The 22,085-nt window shown below is 59.7% G+C and carries 16 protein-coding genes and 2 pseudogenes; 1 reads left to right on the forward strand and 17 read right to left on the reverse strand.

Annotation, left to right across the window (positions count from 1 at the left end):
* The 13 genes and pseudogenes from IE038_RS21415 to glaH all read right to left on the reverse strand — a co-directional run.
* A pseudogene (locus IE038_RS21415) lies at positions 1–435 on the reverse strand (electron transfer flavoprotein subunit alpha/FixB family protein); the annotation flags it as partial.
* A complete protein-coding gene (locus IE038_RS21420; protein WP_189396245.1) occupies positions 435–1,184 on the reverse strand; it encodes an electron transfer flavoprotein subunit beta/FixA family protein in 750 nt (249 codons plus the stop codon). The gene IE038_RS21420 and the pseudogene IE038_RS21415, both read right to left, overlap by 1 nt.
* Before the next feature lie 281 nt (positions 1,185–1,465).
* Positions 1,466–2,431: an AraC-like ligand-binding domain-containing protein gene (locus IE038_RS21425; protein WP_189396246.1), complete on the reverse strand. Its 966-nt coding sequence runs from the start codon at positions 2,429–2,431 to the stop codon at positions 1,466–1,468.
* A gap of 95 nt (positions 2,432–2,526) precedes the next feature.
* The gene (gene capA / locus IE038_RS21430) at positions 2,527–4,617 is read right to left on the reverse strand and encodes a caprolactamase subunit alpha (protein WP_189396247.1); all 2,091 of its coding nucleotides are present in this window, start codon (positions 4,615–4,617) and stop codon (positions 2,527–2,529) included.
* Positions 4,618–4,656: 39 nt separating this feature from the next.
* Positions 4,657–6,402, reverse strand: coding sequence for a caprolactamase subunit beta (capB, locus tag IE038_RS21435; RefSeq protein WP_189396248.1), 1,746 nt, complete (start codon positions 6,400–6,402; stop codon positions 4,657–4,659).
* 141 nt (positions 6,403–6,543) lie between these two features.
* Positions 6,544–7,722 carry a hypothetical protein gene (locus IE038_RS21440; protein WP_229775713.1) on the reverse strand — a complete coding sequence of 393 codons (1,179 nt, stop codon included), beginning with the start codon at positions 7,720–7,722 and terminating at the stop codon, positions 6,544–6,546.
* Between the two features lie 121 nt (positions 7,723–7,843).
* Positions 7,844–9,205 carry a purine-cytosine permease family protein gene (locus tag IE038_RS21445; RefSeq protein WP_189396249.1) on the reverse strand — a complete coding sequence of 454 codons (1,362 nt, stop codon included), beginning with the start codon at positions 9,203–9,205 and terminating at the stop codon, positions 7,844–7,846.
* Between the two features lie 400 nt (positions 9,206–9,605).
* Complete coding sequence (locus tag IE038_RS21450) at positions 9,606–10,982, reverse strand: aspartate aminotransferase family protein (RefSeq protein ID WP_189396250.1); 1,377 nt, start codon at positions 10,980–10,982, stop codon at positions 9,606–9,608.
* 34 nt (positions 10,983–11,016) lie between these two features.
* On the reverse strand, positions 11,017–12,429 hold the full coding sequence (gabP, locus tag IE038_RS21455) for a GABA permease (RefSeq protein ID WP_189396251.1): 1,413 nt from the start codon (positions 12,427–12,429) through the stop codon (positions 11,017–11,019).
* A gap of 115 nt (positions 12,430–12,544) precedes the next feature.
* Positions 12,545–13,825, reverse strand: a complete 1,281-nt coding sequence (gene gabT, locus IE038_RS21460) for a 4-aminobutyrate--2-oxoglutarate transaminase (protein WP_189396252.1) — start codon at positions 13,823–13,825, stop codon at positions 12,545–12,547.
* Between the two features lie 56 nt (positions 13,826–13,881).
* Positions 13,882–15,330 (reverse strand): NADP-dependent succinate-semialdehyde dehydrogenase, encoded by a 1,449-nt coding sequence (gabD, locus tag IE038_RS21465; protein ID WP_099775119.1) that lies wholly within the window; start codon positions 15,328–15,330, stop codon positions 13,882–13,884.
* A gap of 13 nt (positions 15,331–15,343) precedes the next feature.
* The gene (lhgD, locus tag IE038_RS21470) at positions 15,344–16,612 is read right to left on the reverse strand and encodes an L-2-hydroxyglutarate dehydrogenase (protein ID WP_189396253.1); all 1,269 of its coding nucleotides are present in this window, start codon (positions 16,610–16,612) and stop codon (positions 15,344–15,346) included.
* Positions 16,613–16,705: 93 nt separating this feature from the next.
* On the reverse strand, positions 16,706–17,683 hold the full coding sequence (glaH, locus tag IE038_RS21475; RefSeq protein WP_163933061.1) for a glutarate dioxygenase GlaH: 978 nt from the start codon (positions 17,681–17,683) through the stop codon (positions 16,706–16,708).
* A gap of 190 nt (positions 17,684–17,873) precedes the next feature.
* On the opposite strand from glaH, the gene csiR reads away from it, so the two are divergent.
* Positions 17,874–18,590 (forward strand): DNA-binding transcriptional regulator CsiR, encoded by a 717-nt coding sequence (gene csiR, locus IE038_RS21480; protein WP_229775714.1) that lies wholly within the window; start codon positions 17,874–17,876, stop codon positions 18,588–18,590.
* A 44-nt stretch (positions 18,591–18,634) separates the two neighbouring features.
* On the opposite strand, the gene IE038_RS25425 is transcribed toward csiR, so the two are convergent.
* The 4 genes and pseudogenes from IE038_RS25425 to IE038_RS21495 form a co-directional block, all read right to left on the reverse strand.
* Positions 18,635–19,399: a methyl-accepting chemotaxis protein gene (locus IE038_RS25425; protein WP_438810790.1), complete on the reverse strand. Its 765-nt coding sequence runs from the start codon at positions 19,397–19,399 to the stop codon at positions 18,635–18,637.
* Between the two features lie 93 nt (positions 19,400–19,492).
* Positions 19,493–20,656, reverse strand: a pseudogene (locus IE038_RS25430) (HAMP domain-containing protein); the annotation flags it as partial.
* A gap of 358 nt (positions 20,657–21,014) precedes the next feature.
* Positions 21,015–21,629: a LysE family transporter gene (locus tag IE038_RS21490; RefSeq protein WP_163933059.1), complete on the reverse strand. Its 615-nt coding sequence runs from the start codon at positions 21,627–21,629 to the stop codon at positions 21,015–21,017.
* 68 nt (positions 21,630–21,697) lie between these two features.
* Entirely contained in the window at positions 21,698–21,925 is a 228-nt protein-coding gene (locus IE038_RS21495; RefSeq protein ID WP_163933058.1) for a hypothetical protein, read from the reverse strand.
* Positions 21,926–22,085 lie beyond the last annotated feature (160 nt).

Below are 22,085 nucleotides of genomic sequence, written 5' to 3' on the forward strand. Positions count from 1 at the left end.
TGCAGCGCTCGACTGCACGGTGGCAATGGCGTTGCCGGCGTAGATCGGACGCTTGAAGGTGTCCGCCGACTCAACCGAGATGATCTCGGAGATCTGATCGACGTCCAGCAGCGCGGCGACCCGCGGCAGGATGTTCTTGCCGTTGGAGGTTGCAGGTGCCAGCACGTGGCTATAGCCCTTGCCGATCTCGGCAACCAGCAGTGCAACGTTCTCTGGCAACTGGTGCGCGTAAGCAGCGTTGTCGGCAATCAGCACCTTGCTGACGCCAGCGATGTTTGCAGCGGCTTGCGCTACCGCGCCAACGCCTTGGCCGGCAACCAGCACGTGGATATCACCACCGATTTTCGCGGCAGCGGCGACGGTGTTCAGGGTCGCCGGGGCAACGGCAGCGTTTTCCGGCCCCTGCAGGATTTCAGCAATAACCAGAATAGCCATCAGATCACCTTCGCTTCAGTTTTCAGTTTCTCGACCAGTTCAGCCACCGACTTGACCTTGATACCCGCGCTTCGGCTAGCGGGAGCTTCAACGCGCAGGATCTGTTGGGTAGAGGCAGTTGAAACGCCCAAGGCGCTCGGGGTAACGGTTTCAAGCGGCTTCTTCTTGGCCTTCATGATGTTCGGCAAGGACGCGTAGCGTGGCTCGTTCAGGCGCAGGTCGGTGGTGACGATAGCGGGCAGGTTCAGCGCAACGGTCTGCAGGCCACCGTCGATTTCACGGGTGACGTTGACCTTGTCACCGGCGACTTCAAGCTTGGACGCGAAAGTGCCCTGAGCGAACCCGCTCAGCGCAGCCAGCATCTGGCCGGTCTGGTTGTTGTCGCTGTCGATGGCCTGCTTGCCGAGGATCACCAGCTGAGGCTGTTCTTTATCGACAACGGCCTTGAGCAGTTTGGCCACGGCCAGGGCGTTGAGCGCTTCGTCGGCCTCGACCAGGACGGCGCGGTCGGCGCCCAGCGCCAGCGCGGTACGCAGTTGCTCCTGGGCCGTGCTCGGGCCGATGGTGACGACGACGATCTCGCTCGCCAGGCCTTTTTCCTTCAGGCGTACGGCTTCTTCCACGGCAATTTCGCAGAAGGGGTTCAGGGCCATTTTCACGTTAGTCAGGTCGACGCCGGAGTTGTCCGCCTTGACGCGAACCTTGACGTTGTAATCGACCACTCGTTTGACGCTTACCAGCACTTTCATAGCGCTCTCCAAAGGCGGTGCATCGTGATAGCGGGCAGTGACGGCTGCAGTGTGCCGCCCCGCGTGGATCGCGAATCAGATCGCGGTGGGTGGTGCCGACAGCATGAGTCGGGCAGGCGTTCGTTGATGTGTTTCAGGGCCGCAGCAGCACTGCCGTGGCGCCGTTTACGATACCGACGCCCCGGTTGTGTCCGAATCGTCCGTTCGGATCAGGTCAGGCCTTGTTTTCTGCGGCAATGCCGCCGCCAGCAGGTGGCGGCGTGGCCTGTTTCAGTGCCTTTTCAGTGAGGGTGCCCGCTTGCCGCGGCGCGTACTTCCTTGGCGGTGCAAGCGAAGCGCTGGCGGAAGCTGCGGGCAAATTGAGCCTGATCGCTGAAGCCCCAACGCATGGCCAGTTCGCCGATGGACAAGTGGCAATAGGGGTCGTGCAGGTCTCTGTGCACCGCTTCAAGACGGCGTAGACGGATCCATTCGCTGAGGCTGTAGGGGGTGGCCGTGAACAGTTTGTGCAGATAGCGCACCGACAGCTTGCAGGCGTCAGCGATCATCTGTGGGGCGAGGTCCGGGTTGCCCAGCTGTTGCTCAACGTAGTGTTCAATACGCTGCAAATGCAAGGCCGCCAGGCTTGAGCTTTCACTGTTGAGTACCCGCTGGTCATCGCGTAGTGCCATCAGCAAGGTTGAGAGCGCTTGCTCCAGCAGCATATGGCGGGCGGTATCGTCGCATTCATCGAAGCGTGCCGCACACATTGCCAGTTGGTCGACGAAGATCCTCCCCAGCCCGCGTTTGGCATCGAAGCACAGGCGGGTATAACGTTCGGCGCCGCGCAGTTGACCATGCAGGGCACGTTCGGGAAGCTTGAACACCCACAGGTCGTTGTCGCTGGCGTAGTGAAAGCGGTAGGGCGCATCACCGCGCTCGAAGATAAACCCGCCAGGCTGGCAGTGCAGTACGCGGCCGTCCTGTTCGAAGTGCACCTCACTGCGGCGCGGTACCGTGACCAGGTAGCACGCTTCGCGGTCTTCACTGACCTGGGCCTTGCTGCGCGAGTAACCCAGTTGGGTGGAGCGCAGCCGTGACAGGGTCAACGCGGTGCTCTGGGTTTCCCAGACTTGCAGGCTGCCACTGAAGCGTGCGCCAGGATCGAAATTCAGGGACAGCGGGAAGTAGGTGCTGCCAATCGCCGCTGCCCAACGTGCCTGGCGTTCGCTGTTGGGCCAATAGCGGCTGCTGAGTGTGATTGCCATGGCCGATCCTCGTGTCTTTTTTATTGTGAGGACGGTGCCGGGGGTAGGCCCCCGGCACCGTTGGTTTGCCATAATTTGCCAATGCTTACCTAAGGTCAATCACTGGGCGTCAGCCGGTAGGTTGCAGAAGGCGCCAGGGTGGCTTGCCAGCCCGGTGGCACGACGATGTTGGTCGTCGCTTCCTCGATCACACATGGGCCTTGGACCGTGTGCCCGGCTTGCAGCCGATCACCGTTGTACACAGGGGTTTCCTGCCAGGCGTCTTGCGCGTCGAAGAGCATGGCCCGGTGAGCGATCGGGCTGGCCGGATCAAGGTTGGCCTGCACCGGCAGTTCCGGCATCGGTGGCCGTTGCAGGCGGGCGATCACCGAGCACTCCAGGTTGACCAGCTCTGCCGGGCTGTCCGGTTCGCTGTAGGAGAAAAGTGCCTTGTGTCGCTCATGGAACGCCGTGCGCAAGGCCTGAAGGCGCTCAAGGTCCAGTTGATCGCAGTCCAGCTCGACACTGCATTCGTGGACCTGGCCCAGGTAGCGAATCTCCAGGTTGTACAGGCACTCGACCGCATTACCCGCACTGAAACCATCGTCGCGCAGGTTGTTCAGGCCGCGTTCGCGCAGGTTGCGCAGGGTTTGGTTGAGCAGTGGCAGGTTCACCAGGTCGTCATCCAGGCGCATCGGCAAGGTGCTCAGTTGGTCGTAGCGGATGTCCGAGAGGATCTGCCCGAATGCGCACAGGCCCGAGGCGACTTTAGGGATCAGTACCACTTTGCTGCCGATCTCTTCGGCCAGGCGCATGACGTGCATGCCCGCTGCGCCACCGGCGCCGATCAGGGCAAAGTCACGGGGGTCGTAACCGCGTTCGACCGATACCCGGCGAATGCCGCTGACCATGTTCAGGTTGACCAGGGTGATGATGCCGATGGCCGCCCGCTCGACGCTGATGCCCAGCGGTTCGGCGATCTTGTGGCGAATGGCATCAATCGCTGCTTGTCGGTTCAGGCGGATACTGCCGCCCAGCAGGGCACCATCGGCCAGATAGCCCAGCGCCAGGTTGGCGTCGGTGACGGTCGGTTCGACGCCACCTTTGCCATAACAGACCGGGCCAGGGTTGGCGCCGGCACTGCGTGGGCCAACCTGCAACATGCCAAAGTCGTCCAGGTACGCAATCGAACCGCCGCCGGCGCCGAGGGTTTCGACCTGGATCATCGGTACGCCAATACGGTAGCGCAGGAAGTCGGTGTCTTTGCTGAAGTTGGTTCGCCCGGACTTGCTCAGCGTGATATCGAACGAGGTGCCGCCCATGTCCACGGTGATCACGTTGTCGATGCCGAACGGCGCGGCCACGCACAGCCCGGCTTGTGGTGCGGACGCCGGGCCGGAGTTGATTGCATTGACCGCACGTTCGCGCATTACCACACCCGGCGCCAGGCCACCGTTGGACTGGAAGTAGCGGGTGGGTTGTTGCGCGCCGAGCTCTTCGAACAGCGCATCGATCCGTTCGATGTAGCGGCCCATGACCGGGCTCAGGTAGGCGTTGACCACGGTGGTCGAGGTCCGGGTGTACTCACGAATCTGTGGGAATACCTCGTTGCCGGTGCACACGAACACGTGGGGCAGGGCTTCACGGACCATGGCTGCGGCACGTTGCTCATGGCTGGGGTTGCGCACCGACCAGACGAACGAGATGGCCACGGCCTTGACGTCCTGCTCGCGGAAGTACTCGATGGCTTCACGGATGGCGTCTTCGTCAAGCGGGCTGTACTCGCTGCCATCACTGAGGATGCGGCCACCGACAGGGCGGCGTAGATGGCGCGGTACCAGCATGTGCGCCGGCGGGTAGCTGGCATCGTAGCGATGGCCATCCTCCTTGTGGCCCAGGCGGATCTCCAGGCTGTCTTCATGGCCGTCGGTGCACAGCAGGCCGACCTTGACGCCGGTTTTTTCGATCAGGGCATTGAGGGCCACGGTGGTGCCGTTGATGCACAGGTCGCAGTCGGCAATGATCTGTGCCGGCGTGCGGCCGATGGCGTCAGCGATTTGCGCCAGGCCATTACGGATGGCGAGGGTGCCGTCCTGTGGCGTCGAAGGGGCTTTGAACAACTGAACGTTGCCACTGCGGTCAGCGAGGATGAAGTCGGTGAAGGTGCCGCCGGCGTCGATGCCCAGGCGATATTGCTGCTTAGTCATGGTAAAAGTCTCTGCATTGCTCAAGGGGCGGGGCATCAATCACTGTGCGGCGCGGATGGCGTGTGTCGCGGCTTCGTCGAGGTTGCCGTTGCTGTCGAGCACCACGCCGTATTCCAGGCGGGCACCTTCAGGCGACACCAGGCCGTTCAGCACGTCGTTCAGTACCGTCGCGACAGGCCGGCGCATCGGGTTGCCGTAACCCCCTCCGCCTGGGTTGACGTTGATGACCCGTTCGCCCGGTTGGGCGGTCAGCAGTGCGTTGTAGGTAAAGTGCGCCTCTTCGCCGTCGACCTTGCGGTGGATCAGGCGGCCAAGTTTGGGTTCGAGCAAGACGTTGGTCGCACCGGCAGCACCTGCGGTTGGCAACTGTCGGCCTTCGCCGAAACCCACTACGGTCATGGCATGGTTCAGCGGCTCGATTTCGATGCGCGTGCCCGAGCCACCTCTGAATTCACCGGCGCCACCGCTGTCGGTCATCAGGCTGTAGCGATGGATCAACACCGGGTAGGAGTACTCCAGCAGCTCAATATCACCGGACATCAGCGCCCCGAAGCAGCACAGCGGGCCACAGGCCGGCCAGCCATCCATTTCCTTGTTTGCACCGGCGCCGGAAATGATCGAGGCCAGCACCATGGTCACGTACTCGTCGTTGCCGTTACGCGGGTCGTGCCCGGCAATGTTGATGCCGCTGGCGTGGCCCCAGGAGGCGGTGACGCGCTCCGGTGCGGCTTGCTCGAGCGCCTGACGCACGGCGTCGGCGAGGGTTTCCATGGGTGTGGTGGTGCTGTTGACGTGGGGGGCGGGTTCCTGCGCGTTGCACAGGGTGCCGGGTGGCCCGAGGTCGACGCTGACACAGCGGTAGAGCCCTTCGTTGTAGGGCGGTGGCACCTGGGCAAACATCATCAACCCCAGGTACACCCCGGAGACCGAGTTGCCGGCATAGGAGTTGATGAAGTAAGGCACCTGTGGCGGGCTTTCGATCAACACGTGGGCTTCGTCGCCGCGAATTTCCACCTGGGCGGTGATCGACAGCTGGCCCAGGCCATGGCCTGAGTCCTCAAGTACCGCCGTACCGCTGTAGACACCGTCAGGAACGTCACGCAGCAAGGCACGCATATGGCGGTCAGCCATGTCTTTCAACTCGGCGATACAGGCGCGGACCTGCTCCACGCCGTAACGGTCGAGCAGCTCGATCAAGTGCCGTTCGCCGACACTGCAGGCGCCGTATTGAGCATTCAGATCACCTTCCTGGTAAGCCCGGGCGCGCATGTTGGTCAGCAACAGGTTGATGACGTCTTCGCGGCGCTGGCCTTTGGACCACAGCTTCACGGGCGGAATGCGCAGGCCTTCGGCGTAGATCTCCTTGGCGTCCGGGTTGTAGCCGGCCGGCACCGGGCCACCGATGTCGGTCAGGTGGCCTTTGCAGACCGTCCAGAACACCAGTTCCCCTTTGTAGAAAACCGGCTTGTACATGCAGCAGTCGAGAATATGACTGCCGTTGTAGGCAGGGTCGTTGTGATAGATCACGTCGCCTTCGAGGATGTCATCGCCAAAGAAGCCGGCAACGCACTTCATCGCGGGGATCAGCGACCCCAGGTGTATGGGAATGTCCTGGCCTTGCAGGATCATTTCCGGCAGGTGGTCGAAGAGGGCGTTGGAATAGTCGTGTGCCAGGTTGAAAACACTCGAACGGCCGGTTTTTTCCAGCGTCAGGGTCATTTCCCGCTGCGCGGTTTCGAGTGCGCCTCGCACGACGGCCAGGGTGATCGGATCTACTGTACTCATGGGTCACCAAGAATCTTGTTGTTATCTGGGTGGGGTAGGACGGATGCCTGACCCACGACACAAAGCTACGCGTACCTTGAGGCGGCAAGCTTGTCGCCGCGTGCACTGTTTTTTGATACTGAGAGCACTGGTACGGGGGGGTTAGAAGTAGTAGCCGATGTTGGTGTAAAGCTGGTTCTCCCATTGATTGCTGCCGCCGGCGCCCAGGCTTTGGGTAAAGCTGCTGCCTCCGATGTACGGATCGTTCTTGCCGTGCAGCCACTCCACCGCTATCCAGAGGTCCTTGAGTGAGAACGACGTACCAAGGATGAAACGCTGGGAGTCATGGAATGCACTGTCGCGCTTATCGAAGAGGCTGTAGTTGCCGTACAGCTTGATGCCCGAAAACCAACCGTAGTTTCCAGCGATGTCATAGCTGAGGTCGGTCACATACAGGTCACCCTTTGCCGCAACGTTGAATGTCGCGTCATAGCTGCCGAACGTGACGTATTGATCGTTACCAGGGTTTCTCGGCGTCATGTCCTGTCGTGTGGCTTGCAGTTGAACGCCCCACGGACCGTTCTTGCCCAGGTAGTGCACAGCCACGGCGTTACGTCGACCGCTGTCATGGGTGTCGCGGTTCTCCAGCTCCGAGGTGAGTACCGATGCGCCGAGCTCAGACTGCCAGTTGCCGAGCTTCAGGTTGCGGGCCAGGCGCCCGACGAGAATGTTGCGCTCCTGGTTGTTGCTGCCGTCTGCCACATAGGCGTCGGTCTTGGCGACGCTGGTCGAGTAGGTACGTCCACCGCGGCTGGTGCCCTGGCCTTGATCAATCGGACGCAGGTAATAGCCGGCCTGCAGGTTCCAGTCCGGGGTGCTCTGGATGTACTTGATGCCCAGGTCCTGAATGTCCTCCAACCCGATCACATTGCCCAGCGACTCAAAGAAGGGGCTGCCAAAGTAGGGCTGCAAGCCAAACGGAATGTGGTTCAGGCCGACCTGGACCTGCTGCGAGTCGTTGAACTTGTAGCCCAGCCAGGCATATTCAGGGAAAGAGATGTCGCCGATGCTGTCTGTGTACGAAAAGGGATAGGCATCTCCGTAGAAGCGGTATTTCGCAGCGCCAATCCAACTGCTGGAGGTGTAGGTGGCCGTCAGGAAAAACGTATCGAAACTGATTTTTTCCAGGTCTTGATCCGGGTCGTAGTCAACGCGAGCACGGATGGCGCCGCCAATGTCCAGGTTTTCATTGATGGCCACGGCAAAGGCAGGAGCGCCGTACAGCGTCACCAGTTGTGCAAAAACTGCAGCCGTCACCGTGCGATAGTTCACTGAACGCATGTGTATGTCCTTGGGTCTTATTGTTGTTTTAGGCGCGTAAAAAAGCCGAACCGCAGTCATCCCGCGGCTCGGGGAGGTAAAGCGCTTTCAGGTGCTGAAAGGGGAAGGCGTGACGTGGCGGTCAGGAACAGTGCGGTCGCACGAACCAGCTACGCTTGGCACTGTTGAGCAACAGCCAATAGGCCGCAAAGGCACTGATGAACGTCACCGGTGCAGAGCAGGTGGAGAGCGTGGTGCTGCCCGAATTGAGCAAGAGAATCCCAATCCCGGCGGCGAAGAACCAGGCGCCAAGGCCGCATGGGTTGATGGCGCTGACACGTTCCAGTTCATACTCGATCTTACCGTCGAACAACTGGTGGTACTTGGGCGAGAAAATATGCGCCAGTGCAATCGCCACCCATGCCACGACAAAGATGCTCTGGTAGGCCAACGCCTGCAGGATGTAGTCGAACACGTTCAAGCGCATCAGTGCGTAGACCACTGCACCCACGGCGACGGCCCAGGCGATGTAAGGCACCCTGGCCAAGCCCAGGCGGCCAAAGAAGGCTTGCATGTTGGTCGCCGCCAGGAAGAAGTTGGCCGAGTTGATACGGGTTTGACTTACCCAGACGAAAATCAGGCCCCACACCCCCATCAGCTCGACGATCGCCTTCACCACCGAAACCTCTGTCAGCCCGCCTGGCGTGGGAATTGTTCCGGCAATAAAGATCCCTACCAGGCCGTTGATGAGAAAGGTAAAGGTGTAGAACGGCAGGCCGAAGTTGAATCGGCTGTGGAAGGAGGCATCCTGTTTACGACCGAACCGGGCATAGTCCCAGGTGTACATCATCAGGATCCACACGCCCATGAAGTAGCTGAAACACTGCCACCAGCCGTTTTCCACCGGGCCGCTTGCCGGCCCCATGTGCAACCATGCCGAGCTGTAGCCGTATTCGGCGATGGTCATGACGACCAGCGCAACCAGGCCGATCAGGTAAAACGGCAGCAGCACCCCGTTGAGCTTGTCCATCCAGTTCTGCACGCTGCCGAATATCAACGGCACGCTGTACAGCACCACCAGCAGGTAGGCCTGATTCAGTGACATCGACGACACGTAGTCATGGATGGCAATGGCAATGACCGAACCTTCGAAGACGCTGTAGTAGATTGCCGTGGCGAAGAAAATCAATGTGGCAAGGGTTGCACCGGTTCGCCCGAACAACACCCGGGAAAAGAGCGCTACCGAAAGCCCGGTCTTCATTGCATAGCGGGAAATGACGGCGTTGATCGCGGCATAGGTAATGACCGATAACACCAGACCGATAATGGCCTGTTGGGTGCCGAAGGTCATGGCCAGTGTGGCAGAGACCACTAGCCAGAACATTGCGCTGCAGATGCCCCACCAGGCCATCGTTAGCGAGAGCCTACTGAGGCGGTGCGTGTCGGGAACGGCAAAGGCTGTGCAGTCGGTACTGTCGACCTGTTTGGGGATGGGTGTGGCCATGGCTCTTCTCTTTATTGTTGTATGAAGAGTCGTGATTATAAAAAGGCTCATCCGCCCGATAATTGCGCGTGGCTGCACTGTCTTTTGTGGGGCCGTGCATTGAGACCCTGTGGAGCGTTGGCGTGGCGTATTCACTGACACCGAGTGGATGCTATCGCAGGCAAGCCAGCTCCCACAGAAAAGCGGTGTTCTGCGCTGATCCCCGTGGGAGTTGGCTTGCCAACGATTGCGGGCACCGCGCAGTTACTGGCACCGTGCCGATGCCATCGCAGGCAAGCCTGCTTCTACAGAACATGCAGTGTTCTGCGCGGGTCGCTGTGGGATTGAGCATCGAAAAACAAACCCCCGCTAAAAAGCGGGGGCTTGTCGTTCACGTGCCTTCCTGGCGTATGACAGTGACCTAGCGGTTGGCCTTGAACCAATGCTCGGTCTCGTCAAGCGAGCGGGCAAAGCGTTCGACGATCAGGCGGATTTCCGCTTCGCTGGAGATCAACGGCGGGCAGAAGGCAATCGCGTCACCCATATTGCGGGTGATCATGCCATGCGCCTGGGCGCGACCGGCGAGGAAACGTCCCAGTTTGCCGGTGACCTCGAACGGGGTCTTGTGCTCGCGGTCGGCAACCAGTTCGACCGCCGCAATCAGGCCACGGCCACGGATCTCGCCCACCCGTGGGTGGTCGGCGAATTGATTCAACCCCTCATGAAGAATCGCGCCCATGGCCGCAGCATGCTCGACCAGGTTTTCTTCTTCGATGATCTTCACGTTTTCCAGCGCAACTGCTGCTGCCACCGGATGGCCGCTGGCGGTAAAGCCATGGCCAAGGGTGCCCAGCGAATGGCTTTGGTCAGCAATGCCCTGGTACAGCGCATCGTTGATCAGGATCGCCGAGATCGGTTGGTAGGACGAAGACAGCTGCTTGGACAACACCATCACGTCCGGTTTGATGCCGAAGGTCTGGCTGCCGAACAGGTTGCCGGTACGACCGAACCCGCAGATCACCTCGTCTGCGACCACCAGCACGTCATATTTGCGGCAGACGGCCTGGATTTTTTCCCAGTAGGTGCGTGGCGGCACAATGACGCCGCCGGCACCCATCAAAGGCTCGCCATAGAAGGCTGCGACGGTTTCCGGGCCTTCACGCAGGATCAGGCTTTCCAGCTCGGCAGCGAGACGGTCGGCAAATTGCTCTTCGGTTTCACCTGGCAGCGCATGGCGATAATGATGCGGTGCACCGACGTGGAAGAAGCCCGGCAACGGCACATCGAAGCCGCGCTGGTTGGCTGGCAAGCCGGTCAGGCTGGCGCTGACGATGGTGATGCCGTGGTAGCCGTTGAGGCGGCTGATGAACTTCTTCTTGGCCGGTTTGCCAATGGCGTTGTTGCGATACCAGATCAGCTTGACCACGGTATCGTTGGCTTCGGAGCCCGAGTTGGTGAAGAACACCTTGCTCATGGGGACCGGCGCCATTTCGATCAGCTTGTCCGCCAGCTCGATGCTGGGGGCATGGGCCTTGTGGCTGAACAAGTGGTAGAACGGCAACGTGCGCAATTGTTGCTCGGCCGCCTTGATCAGGCGTTCGTTATTGAACCCCAGGGCAGCACTCCACAGGCCGGACATGGCCTCGATGTATTGCTTACCCTGGTCGTCATACACATAGATGCCTTCGCCGCGCTCAATGATCAGCGGGCCAAGCTCTTCGTGCATGCGGGCATCGGTGTAGGGGTGCAGTTGATGTTGGACATCTTTTTCAGCCAACGACAGCGCTTGCTTGCTCATTCGTCAACACTCATCAAATAGGTAAATGGAGCTGTCAGCGCCCAAGCGCGACAGGGATGCCACCTTGTGCGGTCGCCAAGGCCTTGGCTTTGGCATGGCGACGGCTGACCAGCAAGCCCGAGCAGACCACCAACAGGCTCAATACGCCGGTCGAGATGACTTCAAGCTGATGATCGGGACGGAACAGCATCACGATGAGCACGGCGCTGATGAACAGGATCACACCCCAGGTCAGCCACGGGAAAAGCCACATGCGGTAGTTGAGCGTCTTGCCTTCGGCGATCAGCTTCTTGCGCATACGCAGCTGCGAGATGGCGATGACCAGGTAGACCAGCAGGGCAATGGTGCCGGAGCTTGCCATCAGGAAGCCGAATACCTTGGACGGTACCAGGTAGTTGGCAATGACCGTCAGGAACGCCGCGCCGGTAGACAGCAACACGGCATAGATCGGTGTGCCGATGCTGTTGGTGTAACGGGCGCAGACCGGGGCTTCACCGCGTTTGCTGAGCGAGAAGAGCATGCGCGAGGCGGTGTACAGCGAGGAGTTCAGGCAACTGGTCACCGACGTCAGGACGACCACGTCGATCAGCAGCTTGGCGTGCGGAACACCCAGGATTTCCAGTACGGTGACGTAGGAGCCTTGGGAGGCCAGACGCGGATCGTTCCAGGGTACCAGGGCGACGACGATGAAGATCGAGAGGATATAGAACAGCGTAATCCGCCAGATCACCGAATTGGTGGCCCGGGAGATCTGCTTCTCGGCAGCGTCGGACTCGGCGGCAGCAATGGTAACCACCTCGGCGCCGAGGAACGAGAACATGGTGATCAGCATGGCACTGATGACTGCGCCAAAGCCGTTAGGCATGAAACCGCCATTGTCCCACAGGCGCGAAACGCCGCTGACCGGGGCATCGGGCAGCAGCCCGAAAATGGCGCAGGCGCCCAACGTGATGAAACCGACGATGGCGAGCACCTTGACCAGTGCCAGCCAGAACTCGAACTCACCATAGTTTTTCACGCTGGCCAGGTTGGTTGCGGTCAATACCAGGGTGATGATCAAGGACAGTACCCAGATGTCCCACTCGGGCATCCAGGTGTTAATGATGGTGGCGGCGATGTTGGCTTCGATCGGAATGATCAATACCCAGAACCACCAGTACAACCAGCCGATACTGAACCCCGCCCATTTGCCGATGGCGCGGTCTGCGTAGGTGGAAAACGAACCGGTATCCGGTGACGCAACGGCCATTTCGGCGAGCATGCGCATCACCAGCATGACCAGAATGCCGGCAAAGACATAGGCCAGGACGGCCCCTGGACCCGCCTCGGCAATCGCACGCCCAGAGCCGACGAACAGCCCGGCGCCAATCACCCCGGCAATCGAGAGCATGGTGACATGACGGGATTTAAGCCCGTGACTCAAGTTGTTCTTATGTTTGTTGTTCATGGTCTTACCTTTCTAACGCGATGTCGTTGCCCACGTGAACCCATGGCGCTCGCGGCACGCGTATTGCGGGCGCCATGGTGCTGCATGTTCACGAGGGCAACGACAGGAGGAGGTCTTACGCCAATTCGTTGAAGCACTCACCGATGATCGTCAGACCGCGGGCAAGGTCCTCGTCGCTGACGGTCAGTGGTACCAGGATGCGCAGGACGTTGTAGTAAGTACCGCACGACAGCAGGATCAGACCTTTCTCACGAGCGAGGGCAACGATCTTGCCGGTCAGTTCAGCGGCCGGCTTGTGTACGTCGCCACCTTCGCACAGCTCCACGGCAACCATGGCGCCGAGGGTCCGCACTTCAAGAATGCTGGCATGCTGCTCAGCGATCTTGCGCAGGCCGGTACCGAGGATCTCGCCCACGGCCTTGGCACGGTCAAGCAGGTGCTCTTGCTCGAAGGCTTCGATGACCGCCAGTGCTGCGGCGCACGACACCGGGCTGCCGGCATAGGTGCCGCCCAGGCCGCCCGGGGCAACGGCGTCCATGATTTCGGCTTTGCCCGCTACGCCCGCCAGTGGGAAACCACCGGCGATGGATTTGGCGAAGGTGGTCAGATCGGCGGCGACGCCCATCTGTTCCATGGCGAAGAAGGTACCGGTACGACCGGCCCCGGTTTGTACTTCGTCAGCGATCAGGACGATGCCGTGCTCGTCGCACAGGGCGCGCAGACGCTGCATGAAGGCTTTTGGCGCGACGTTGAAACCGCCTTCACCCTGTACCGGCTCCAGAATGATCGCGGCGATATCGCTCGGCTGGGCATCGTTCTTGAAGATGCGCTCGATGCTGGCGATGGCCTCGTCGGTAGAGATACCGTGCAGTTCATTCGGGTACTGAGCGCGGAAGATGCCGCCTGGCATCAGGCCCATGCCCGCGGAGTACGGCACGACCTTGCCGGTCAGCGACAGGGTGTAGTGGGTGCGGCCATGGTAGGCGCCGGTGAAGGCGATGACACCGGTACGGCCGGTGGCAGCACGGGCGATCTTGATGGCGTTTTCGACGGCTTCGGCACCGGTGGTGACCAGCAGGGTCTTCTTCGCGAAGTTGCCGGGAACCAGTGTGTTGAGCTTCTCGCACAGTTCAACGTACGGCTTGTAGGCGAACACGTGGAAGCAGGTGTGGGTCAGCTTGGCTTGCTGTGCTTGCACGGCAGCCATGACTTTCGGGTGCAGGTGGCCGGTGTTCAGAACGGCAATGCCGCCTGCGAAGTCGAGGTACTCACGGCCTTCGACATCCCAGACAGTGGCGTTTTCTGCGCGCTCGGCGAAGATCTGGTGGATCTGACCGACGCCACGTGGGATGGCGTCCAGACGACGTTGCTGCAGCGATTGGTTGGTGTCGCTCATTATTACCTCATGGACCGCAACGGGTTGCGGTCTTGTCCGATGTAGAAAGGAAAGGTTCAGATACCGATGCAGAGGTACTTGATTTCCAGGTAGTCCTCGATGCCGTACTTGGAACCTTCACGGCCCAACCCCGAAGCCTTGATGCCGCCGAACGGGGCCACTTCATTGGAGATGATGCCGGTGTTGATCCCGACGATGCCGTATTCCAGGGCTTCGCCCACACGGAACACTCGGCTCAGGTCGCGGGCATAGAAGTAGGAGGCCAGGCCGAACTCGGTATCGTTCGCCATGGCAATGACCTCGGCCTCATCCTTGAAGCGGAACAGCGGCGCCAGTGGGCCGAAGGTCTCTTCCTTGGCTACCGCGGCATTACGCGGTACGTCGACCAGAATGGTCGGTTCGAAGAAGGTGCCGCCCAGTGCATGGGGCTTGCCGCCTGCAACGACGCGAGCGCCTTTGCTCACGGCGTCGTCGATGTGTTCCTGGACTTTGGCCAGGGCCTTGGCGTCGATCAGCGGGCCAGTGGTGATGCCATTTTCCAGGCCGTTGCCGATGTTGAGCTTGGCGACGGCTGCCGTGAGTTTTTCAACGAAGGCATCGTAGACACCGTCCTGAATGTACAGGCGGTTGGCGCAGACGCAGGTCTGGCCGTTGTTGCGGTATTTGGAGATCAGCGCACCGTCGACAGCCGCGTCCAGGTCGGCATCGTCAAAGACGATGAAGGGCGCGTTGCCGCCCAGTTCCAGGGAGACTTTCTTGATGTCCTTGGCGCACTCGACCATCAGTTGGCGACCGATTTCAGTCGAACCGGTGAAGGTCACCTTGCGCACGATCGGGTTGCCGGTCAGCTCGCCGCCGACTTCACCCGCGCTGCCCGTCACGACACTGAACACGCCTTTCGGGATGCCGGCACGCTCGGCCAGTTCGGCCAGGGCCAGTGCCGAGTAGGGGGTCTGGGACGCAGGCTTGAGCACCATGGTGCAACCGGCGGCCAGTGCCGGGCCGGCTTTGCGGGTGATCATGGCGGAAGGGAAGTTCCACGGGGTGATCGCCGCCGTTACACCGATAGGCTGCTTGAGGACCATCAGGCGCTTGTCGACCTGATGCCCTGGGATCATATCGCCGTAGATACGCTTGGCTTCTTCGCCGAACCATTCCAGGAACGATGCGGCGTAGGCGATCTCGCCTTTCGATTCGGTCAGTGGTTTACCCTGTTCCAGGGTCATCAGGCGAGCCAGGTCTTCCTGGTTGGCCATCATCAATTCAAACCATTTACGCAACTTGACCGCACGTTCCTTGGCAGTCAATGCACGCCAGGCCGGCAGCGCACGGTCCGCGGCTTCGATGGCGCGACGGGTTTCGGCCGCGCCCATCTTCGGCACGGTACCGATCGTTTCGCCAGTGGCCGGGTTGGTGACCGTAATGGTCTGGCCGTTGTCGGCCTCGACCCAGGCACCGTCGATGTAGGCGTGTTGGCGAAACAGTTTCAAATCGTTGAGTTGCACGTTGAGTTCCTCGTTACTTGGTCGCGGCGGATGCCGCTGCCACGGCAGGCCGGGCGGTGGTGGCGGGCTTGACGAAGCTGGCGCCCTGACTGGCAAGCTGTTCACGTACCTTGTCGACGATATGGGCGCCGATAGGGATGGCCGAGGTCGCGGCAGGGGAAGGGGCGTTACACACGCTGATGCTGCGTTTGGTGTTGACGAACAGGAAGTCGTCGATCAACTTGCCATCCAGCGAAACGGCCTGCGCGCGCACACCGGCCGGGTAGGCGGTGAGGTCGCTCTTGACGATGCTCGGGCAGTACTTCTGTACTTCCTTCAGGTAACCACCCTTGAACATCGAGTTCTTCATCTCGATCAGGCCAGGGCGCAGGTTCTTCATCAGAACCTTGAGAATGCCCGGGGTCGTCAGGGTTTCGAACAGGTCGGAAATCGAGATGTCGGTCTTGCGATAACCTTCGCGTTTCATCGCCAGCACCGCGTTCGGCCCGACGGTAACGGTGCCATCGATCATGCGGGTCAGGTGGACGCCAAGGAACGGCATGGACGGATCCGGGATCGGATAGATCAGGTGATTGACGATCTGGTTGTGCTGCTTGGGCAGCAGGTAGTACTCACCACGGAACGGGCAGATGATGAAGTTCGGCTTGACCCCCAGCATGCGCACCACACGGTCAGCCATCAGGCCCGAGCAGGTGATCAGGAAGCGTCCGTGGTACTCGCGGTCACCTGTGCGTACCAGCACTTCATCGGCGCGCTCGTCGATGCCGTTCACTTCACTGTTGTAGCGAATTTCGCCACCGGCAGCTTCGAACTCGCGTCCCATGGCGGCGGTTACTTGTGCGTAGTTCACGATGCCGCTCGACGGTACGAAGATGCCGCCCAGGCCGACAATGTTCGGCTCGCGCTCGTGCAGTTCCTCAGCGCTCAGCCATTCGCGTTTCAAACCGTTGGCTTCGGTGCGGTCCCACAGTGCACTCATGCGCTGCATTTCCAGCTCGTTGGTTGCCACCAACAGCTTGCCGCACTCGTCATAGCGGATGCCGTGCTTGTCGCAGAACGCCTTGGTGGCCTTGTTACCTTCCAGGCAGAAACGTGCTTTCAGGCTGCCGGGGGTGTAATAGACGCCGGCATGAATCACGCCACTGTTATGGCCGGTCTGGTGTTTGGCCGGGCCGGATTCTTTTTCCAGCAACAGGATTTTTGCGTCGGGGTAAACCTGGATCAGTTGCATGGCCGTGGACATGCCCACGATGCCGCCACCGATGATAATGAAGTCGTACATAGCCATTAGCCTGCACCCACCTGAATAAGGTTGTTTTGAGATACGACGAAGGCCACCCAGTGGTGGCCTCGTCGCTTCAGCGTGTTGGGCGCATTACTGGCCGCGCTTGTACAGGGTTTTCTGATAGCTGATGTAGCCGCGCTGACGCATCAGCTCGCGACGCAGTTCCGGGTGCGGGGTGAAGCGATCACGACCGTGCAGCCAGAACATGTTGTTGACCAGCACGAAGCTGCCAACCGGTACCGGTACCGAAAGCTTCTTCTGGCTGCCTTCGATCGACTCGGACATGGCGTTCAGCCAGATACCTTCCTCGAAGTCCTGCGGCTGCACGAACTGGTCGATGTAGCGCATGGTTGGGCGGCCTTGGTCGTCATTGTCAAACACTGGGTGGAAGACATCTTCACGCACGTTTTTGCTCGGTGGTGCGGTGAAACGCATCTCACGGCGTGCCAGTGGGTGGGAGAAGTAGCTGTCGATTTCTTCCCAGTCGTCCAGGTGCAGCAGCAGGGTGTTGCCACCGACCATGTTCTGCTCGTCGATCTTCATCATCAGCACGTAGTCGGTGTGCTCTTTGACGAAGGTGCCGTCGTTGTGCAGTTCCATTACACGGTGAGGCTGACGCAGGTAGCTGTCGGAGTTGTCAGTGTTGACCACCACGAAGCGTGCATAGAACTGACCGCTCATGGCGTCGAAGTTCGAGCGACCGATCAGGTGCGCGATGGCCGAGGAGAATTTCACCATGTCGTCGGCCTGGGTCACGTCACACAGACCTTGTGGCGTTACCAGCATGCCGCCAGTAGCACGATCCAGAATGGTGTTCAGCAGTACGGGGCGCAGTGTGCCTTCACACAGTTCGTCGAGGATCTGGCCAACGCGGAAGCGCAGGAACGACTTGTACTCCAGCGCCTGTACCGGCCATTGGGCAACAGCGCTGACAAAGGCGTCGACGATTTCCTTGGTGAAGGTCAGTTCCAGCAGGCGCGGAGACTGCTTCGACGGGCTGACGGTAAAGCCCTTGGTCTCTACCGGAAGCGGCATAACGGGGTCTTGAATGTGAGTGAAGGCGTTCATGGAGGCTCCTGGCAGAGGTAGTAAAAGTCGTCTTCCAGCAATGATCTGGATCAGGCAGGAGTAAAATATCGCTACAAATTAAAAATGTCTACATTTTTCAATTTGGGCGACAGAAAATCTTTTTGTCTAATGTTTTTCCGCTGGAAGCGGTTTGGGTATGATTGATTTTTTTGAGTTCAGGAGCAGTACCTTGGAAAGCCTCGCCCCCAGGCATAACTCTGCATTCAGTGGGTACGAGCGGCTTAAGCACGACATCATTCGCGGCGTATTCAAGCCGGGTGAAAAGCTGCTCATGAGCGGGCTCAAGGAGCGCTACGACCTGGGCGTCGGCCCGCTACGCGAAGCGCTGTCGCAGCTCGTAGCAGAGCATCTGGTGGTGGTCATCAGCCAGAAGGGCTATCGGGTTGCGTCCATGTCGCTGCAAGAGCTTCAGGATATTTATGATGCTCGCGCGAACCTTGAAGCCATGATCGTGGGGCTCGCCATCGAGCGCGGCGATGATGCGTGGGAAGCGCAGGTCGTGGCCCAGTCCCATACCTTGTCCAAAGTGATGGATGTACAAACCCGCGAAAAAGTCCTCGATGTCTGGGACATGCGGCACAAGGCTTTTCATAGCGCCATCGCCGCAGGCTGCGGTTCCAAGCACTTGCTGCAGGTGCGCACCTACCTGTTCGATCAGGCAGAGCGCTACCGCCATCTGTGGTTGACCCAGACGGTGTTCTCGGAGGAGGCGTTGGAGATCAAGCGCAAGGAGCATGCTGCGCTGGTCGAAGCGATCCTGGCGCGTGACACGGAGCGCGCCACGACCATGATGCGTCATCACCTCATGTCGCCCGTGCCGATCATTCTTGAAGTGATGCAGCGTGAGGGATTGGGCAAGGCCGTATCGCTTGCCCCGGTTTCCTGACGCGTTCGGACAGTGATGCAGGGGCGCACAGGCGCCCCTTTCGATCAGATACGGAAGCTGTCCACCAGGCTCTTCAGGCGTTCGGCCTGTTCGTCGAGTGCAGTGCAGGCTTTCAACGTTGCATTGAGGTTGGCCACACCTTGCTGGTTGAGGCTGTTGATCTCGATGATGTCGACATTGAGTGACTCAATCACCGAGGTCTGTTCCTCTGTAGCGGCCGCGACAGACTGGTTCATTCCATCGATTTCCACGATGCGACCCGTCACGCCATTCAGGTGTTCGCCGGCCTGATTGGCAATCGACACGCTTTCCTCGCTGTGTTGCTGGCTTTCGGTCATGGTGGCCACGGCCTCACGCGCACCGACCTGCAACTCTTGAATCATCGTCTGGATTTCCTGCGCGGACTCCTGGGTGCGATGCGCCAGGCTGCGCACTTCGTCAGCGACCACGGCAAAGCCTCGACCTGCCTCGCCCGCCCGTGCAGCTTCGATGGCCGCGTTGAGTGCGAGCAAATTGGTTTGCTCGGAAATGCCCTTGATTACCTCAAGGATTCGGCCGATGTCGACAGTGCGGTTGTTCAGGGTCTCGATGTTGAGGCACGAGGTACTGATCTTCGAGGACAACTCGCTCATGGCCTTGAGGGTTCGGGCCACGACCTGTCCACCGTCTTCCGCTTGCAGGCTGGCGCCCGACGCCTGGCGTGAGGCATCCGCAGCGTTGCGCGCAATTTCCTGGGCCGCGGCGCCCAGTTCGTTGATGGCCGCGGCGACACTGTTGGTGCGTTGGCTTTGTTCGTCGGAACTGGCCATCGACGATTCTGACGATCGGATCACTTGCTTGACGACATTGTTGACCTGCGCCGTGGTAGACGCCACTTCGCGGATAGACCCATGGATGCGTTCAACGAAGCGGTTGAAGGCGATGGCCAGTTGGCCAAACTCATCGCGCGATTGCACGTCGATACGCCGGGTCAGGTCGCCTTCGCCTTCAGCAATGTTCTCCATTGCCCGGGAAAGGTTGTTCAGGGGTTTCATCAGGATCTGGATCAGCATGCCGAGCAAGGCAATGATCACCACGACGGCGATGATGCTGGCAATCAGCGCACTGGCGCGAAACTCTCGCTGTTGGCTGTAAGCCATGTCTTTGTCGATTGACAGGCCAATGTACCAATCGACCGAGGGCAGGCCCTTGATCGGTGTGAAGCTGACGATTCGGGGTTTGCCATTCTCTTCAGCTTCGGCGAATCGCTGGTCGATTCCCGGGGTATGGTTCGGGTACAGATCCTTCAGGGATTTCATGACCAGTTTGCGGTCCTGATGGACGAGAATTGTACCGTCCCTGCTGACCAGGAAGGCGTAGCCGGTGCCATTGAAGTCGAGGGCATTGATCATCTCCGTCATGGTCTTCAGGCTGAGGTCAACACCTGCGATGCCGGCCAGGCTCCCGGCGTGCCGCACCGGTGCGGTAATCGACATGACCAGCTCATTGCTCACCAGATCCATGTAGGGGTTGGTCAGAATGGCCTGGCCAGCAGTCTCGGCCTCCTTGTACCAAGGGCGGACCCGTGGATCGTAGTCTTTGCCCAGGTCCGTCGGCTTGTTGGCCATGAAACGGCCATCTGCCTGGGTGCCGATATAGGCCAGTTCGAATGCCTGACGAATGGCTTTCAACGACATTGCGGCCATGATTGAGTCATCACTCAGGTCGCGCTCGATGCTTTGCTGCATCGACTCAAGCAGGGCGACGCGCCCGGAGAGCCAGCTCTGGATGTTCTGTGCGGTGAGCGTTCCATTGTTTTGCAGATCGCCACGCAGTTCGTTCTCGATGTAGGCGCCTTGGCGAACATCGTTGTAAACCGAGAACAGCGAGAGAATGGCGATCACCACCAATGAGGCGGCGATCAGGATCTTGTGGCTGAATTTCAGGTTTTGCAGCACGGCGTTTAGTCTCCGACTAAGACCCTGATGGTGTGAAGTGCACGCAGCGAGGCTTTTTATAATGTGTAACCTGCCGACGCTCTGGCGAGACAGGCGTGCCACCTTGTGTGGCTGGCAGGACGTGGACATGGCGGCGACAGATCAGTAAGCCAGGTCGCCAAGCGGTTAAAAGTATCGCTAAAAATTAAAAATATCTACGTTTTTGATGGATGAAGATGGCACTGTGCCGCAATTTTGTTGGCACGCAGGGACAAGCACTGTGCGAGTGCTGGGTGGATACTCTTCCCGTCACTTGGGAGAGGTCCCTCGGTGGCTACGGCACTTTCTTCATAATGCGCTATGGTTAGCCGCCAGCTTGATCGCTGGCGGCTTTTTTTATGAGGGTGTCAGGTGCCGGGACGGCCGATGCAGGTCGCTTGTGCAGGCGAGTGCCTCCGCTTACCGTCTCGGCATCGGAAGTGGACTCAACGGATGGGTTATCAGCGTTTCAGCGAAGCACGGCCAGTTTGATGCCAAATCCCAACAGGCATGCACCTGCCAGTTTTTCCAGTGCCGTGGATACCTTCGGGCTTGCCCGCAAGCGCTCGGCCAGAAAGTGAGTGAGCAGCACCGCTATCAGGCCATACAGAAACGTGAGCACGGCGATTGTTACGGCCATGAAGGCAAACGTCACCAGCCCTTGGTGGCGCACCGGATCGACGAACAATGGAAAAAACGCCATGTAGAAGACGATGGCCTTGGGGTTGAGCAACGTGATCATCAGGGTTTGGCGCAGGTAACTGTTGGGCTTCATCTGTCGCAGAGGGGCTGTGCCCGGTTTTGCCAGCAGCATCCGCGCGCCCAGCCAGGCCAGGTAGGCTGCACCGAGCCATTGCACCAGATGGAAGGCCGCCGGGTAGGTGTTCAGCAGTGCCGCAACGCCAGCGACTGCCAGCCACAACAACACCTGGTCACCGAAAATGACGCCGAAAGTGGCCGCGAGCCCGCCTTTTATCCCACCCTTGCCGGTCGATGTGATCAAGGCGAAATTTCCGGGGCCTGGGATGGCCAGCAGGATGATGAAGGCGATGACAAAAGCGCTGTAGTCCGTTACGCCAAGCATGGAGTTCTCCGTGGGTGTCTGCAGGCATGCGCCATGTTTGATTCAAAAAATGATGACTGTCGAGTCGTTTACTCAGGTTTGCCCCGCACGATTCGGCCTTCCTTGATCTCGTCTGCGTAGGCCTTCAGCTTGTCGGAGTCCTTGTACAGGCGGTTCATCAAGTGGAGGACTGCCACCACATCGACATCTTTGATCCGCTCGGCAAGCTTGCTGATTTCCCCTGCGGTTCGCTCCAGATTTGACGCAACCGCTTTCAGGTCGCGCTTCATTTCGCTGGTTGATTTCCTGGTGCCCATTCTTACCTCTCAAAACGTCGTCAGGCGCTGTTACCTGACGCTGGTTGGCAACGTGGTGCCGCCGGTCAGGATACTCAGTCAGGTTTGAATTTTCATCTTCACGTTTACATCCCTGGTTATGGTCGACCTGATTCCAGTCGTGCAGTTGCGCGCCGCTCAT

The organism is Pseudomonas laurentiana, from assembly GCF_014648275.1.
GTDB lineage: Bacteria > Pseudomonadota > Gammaproteobacteria > Pseudomonadales > Pseudomonadaceae > Aquipseudomonas > Aquipseudomonas laurentiana.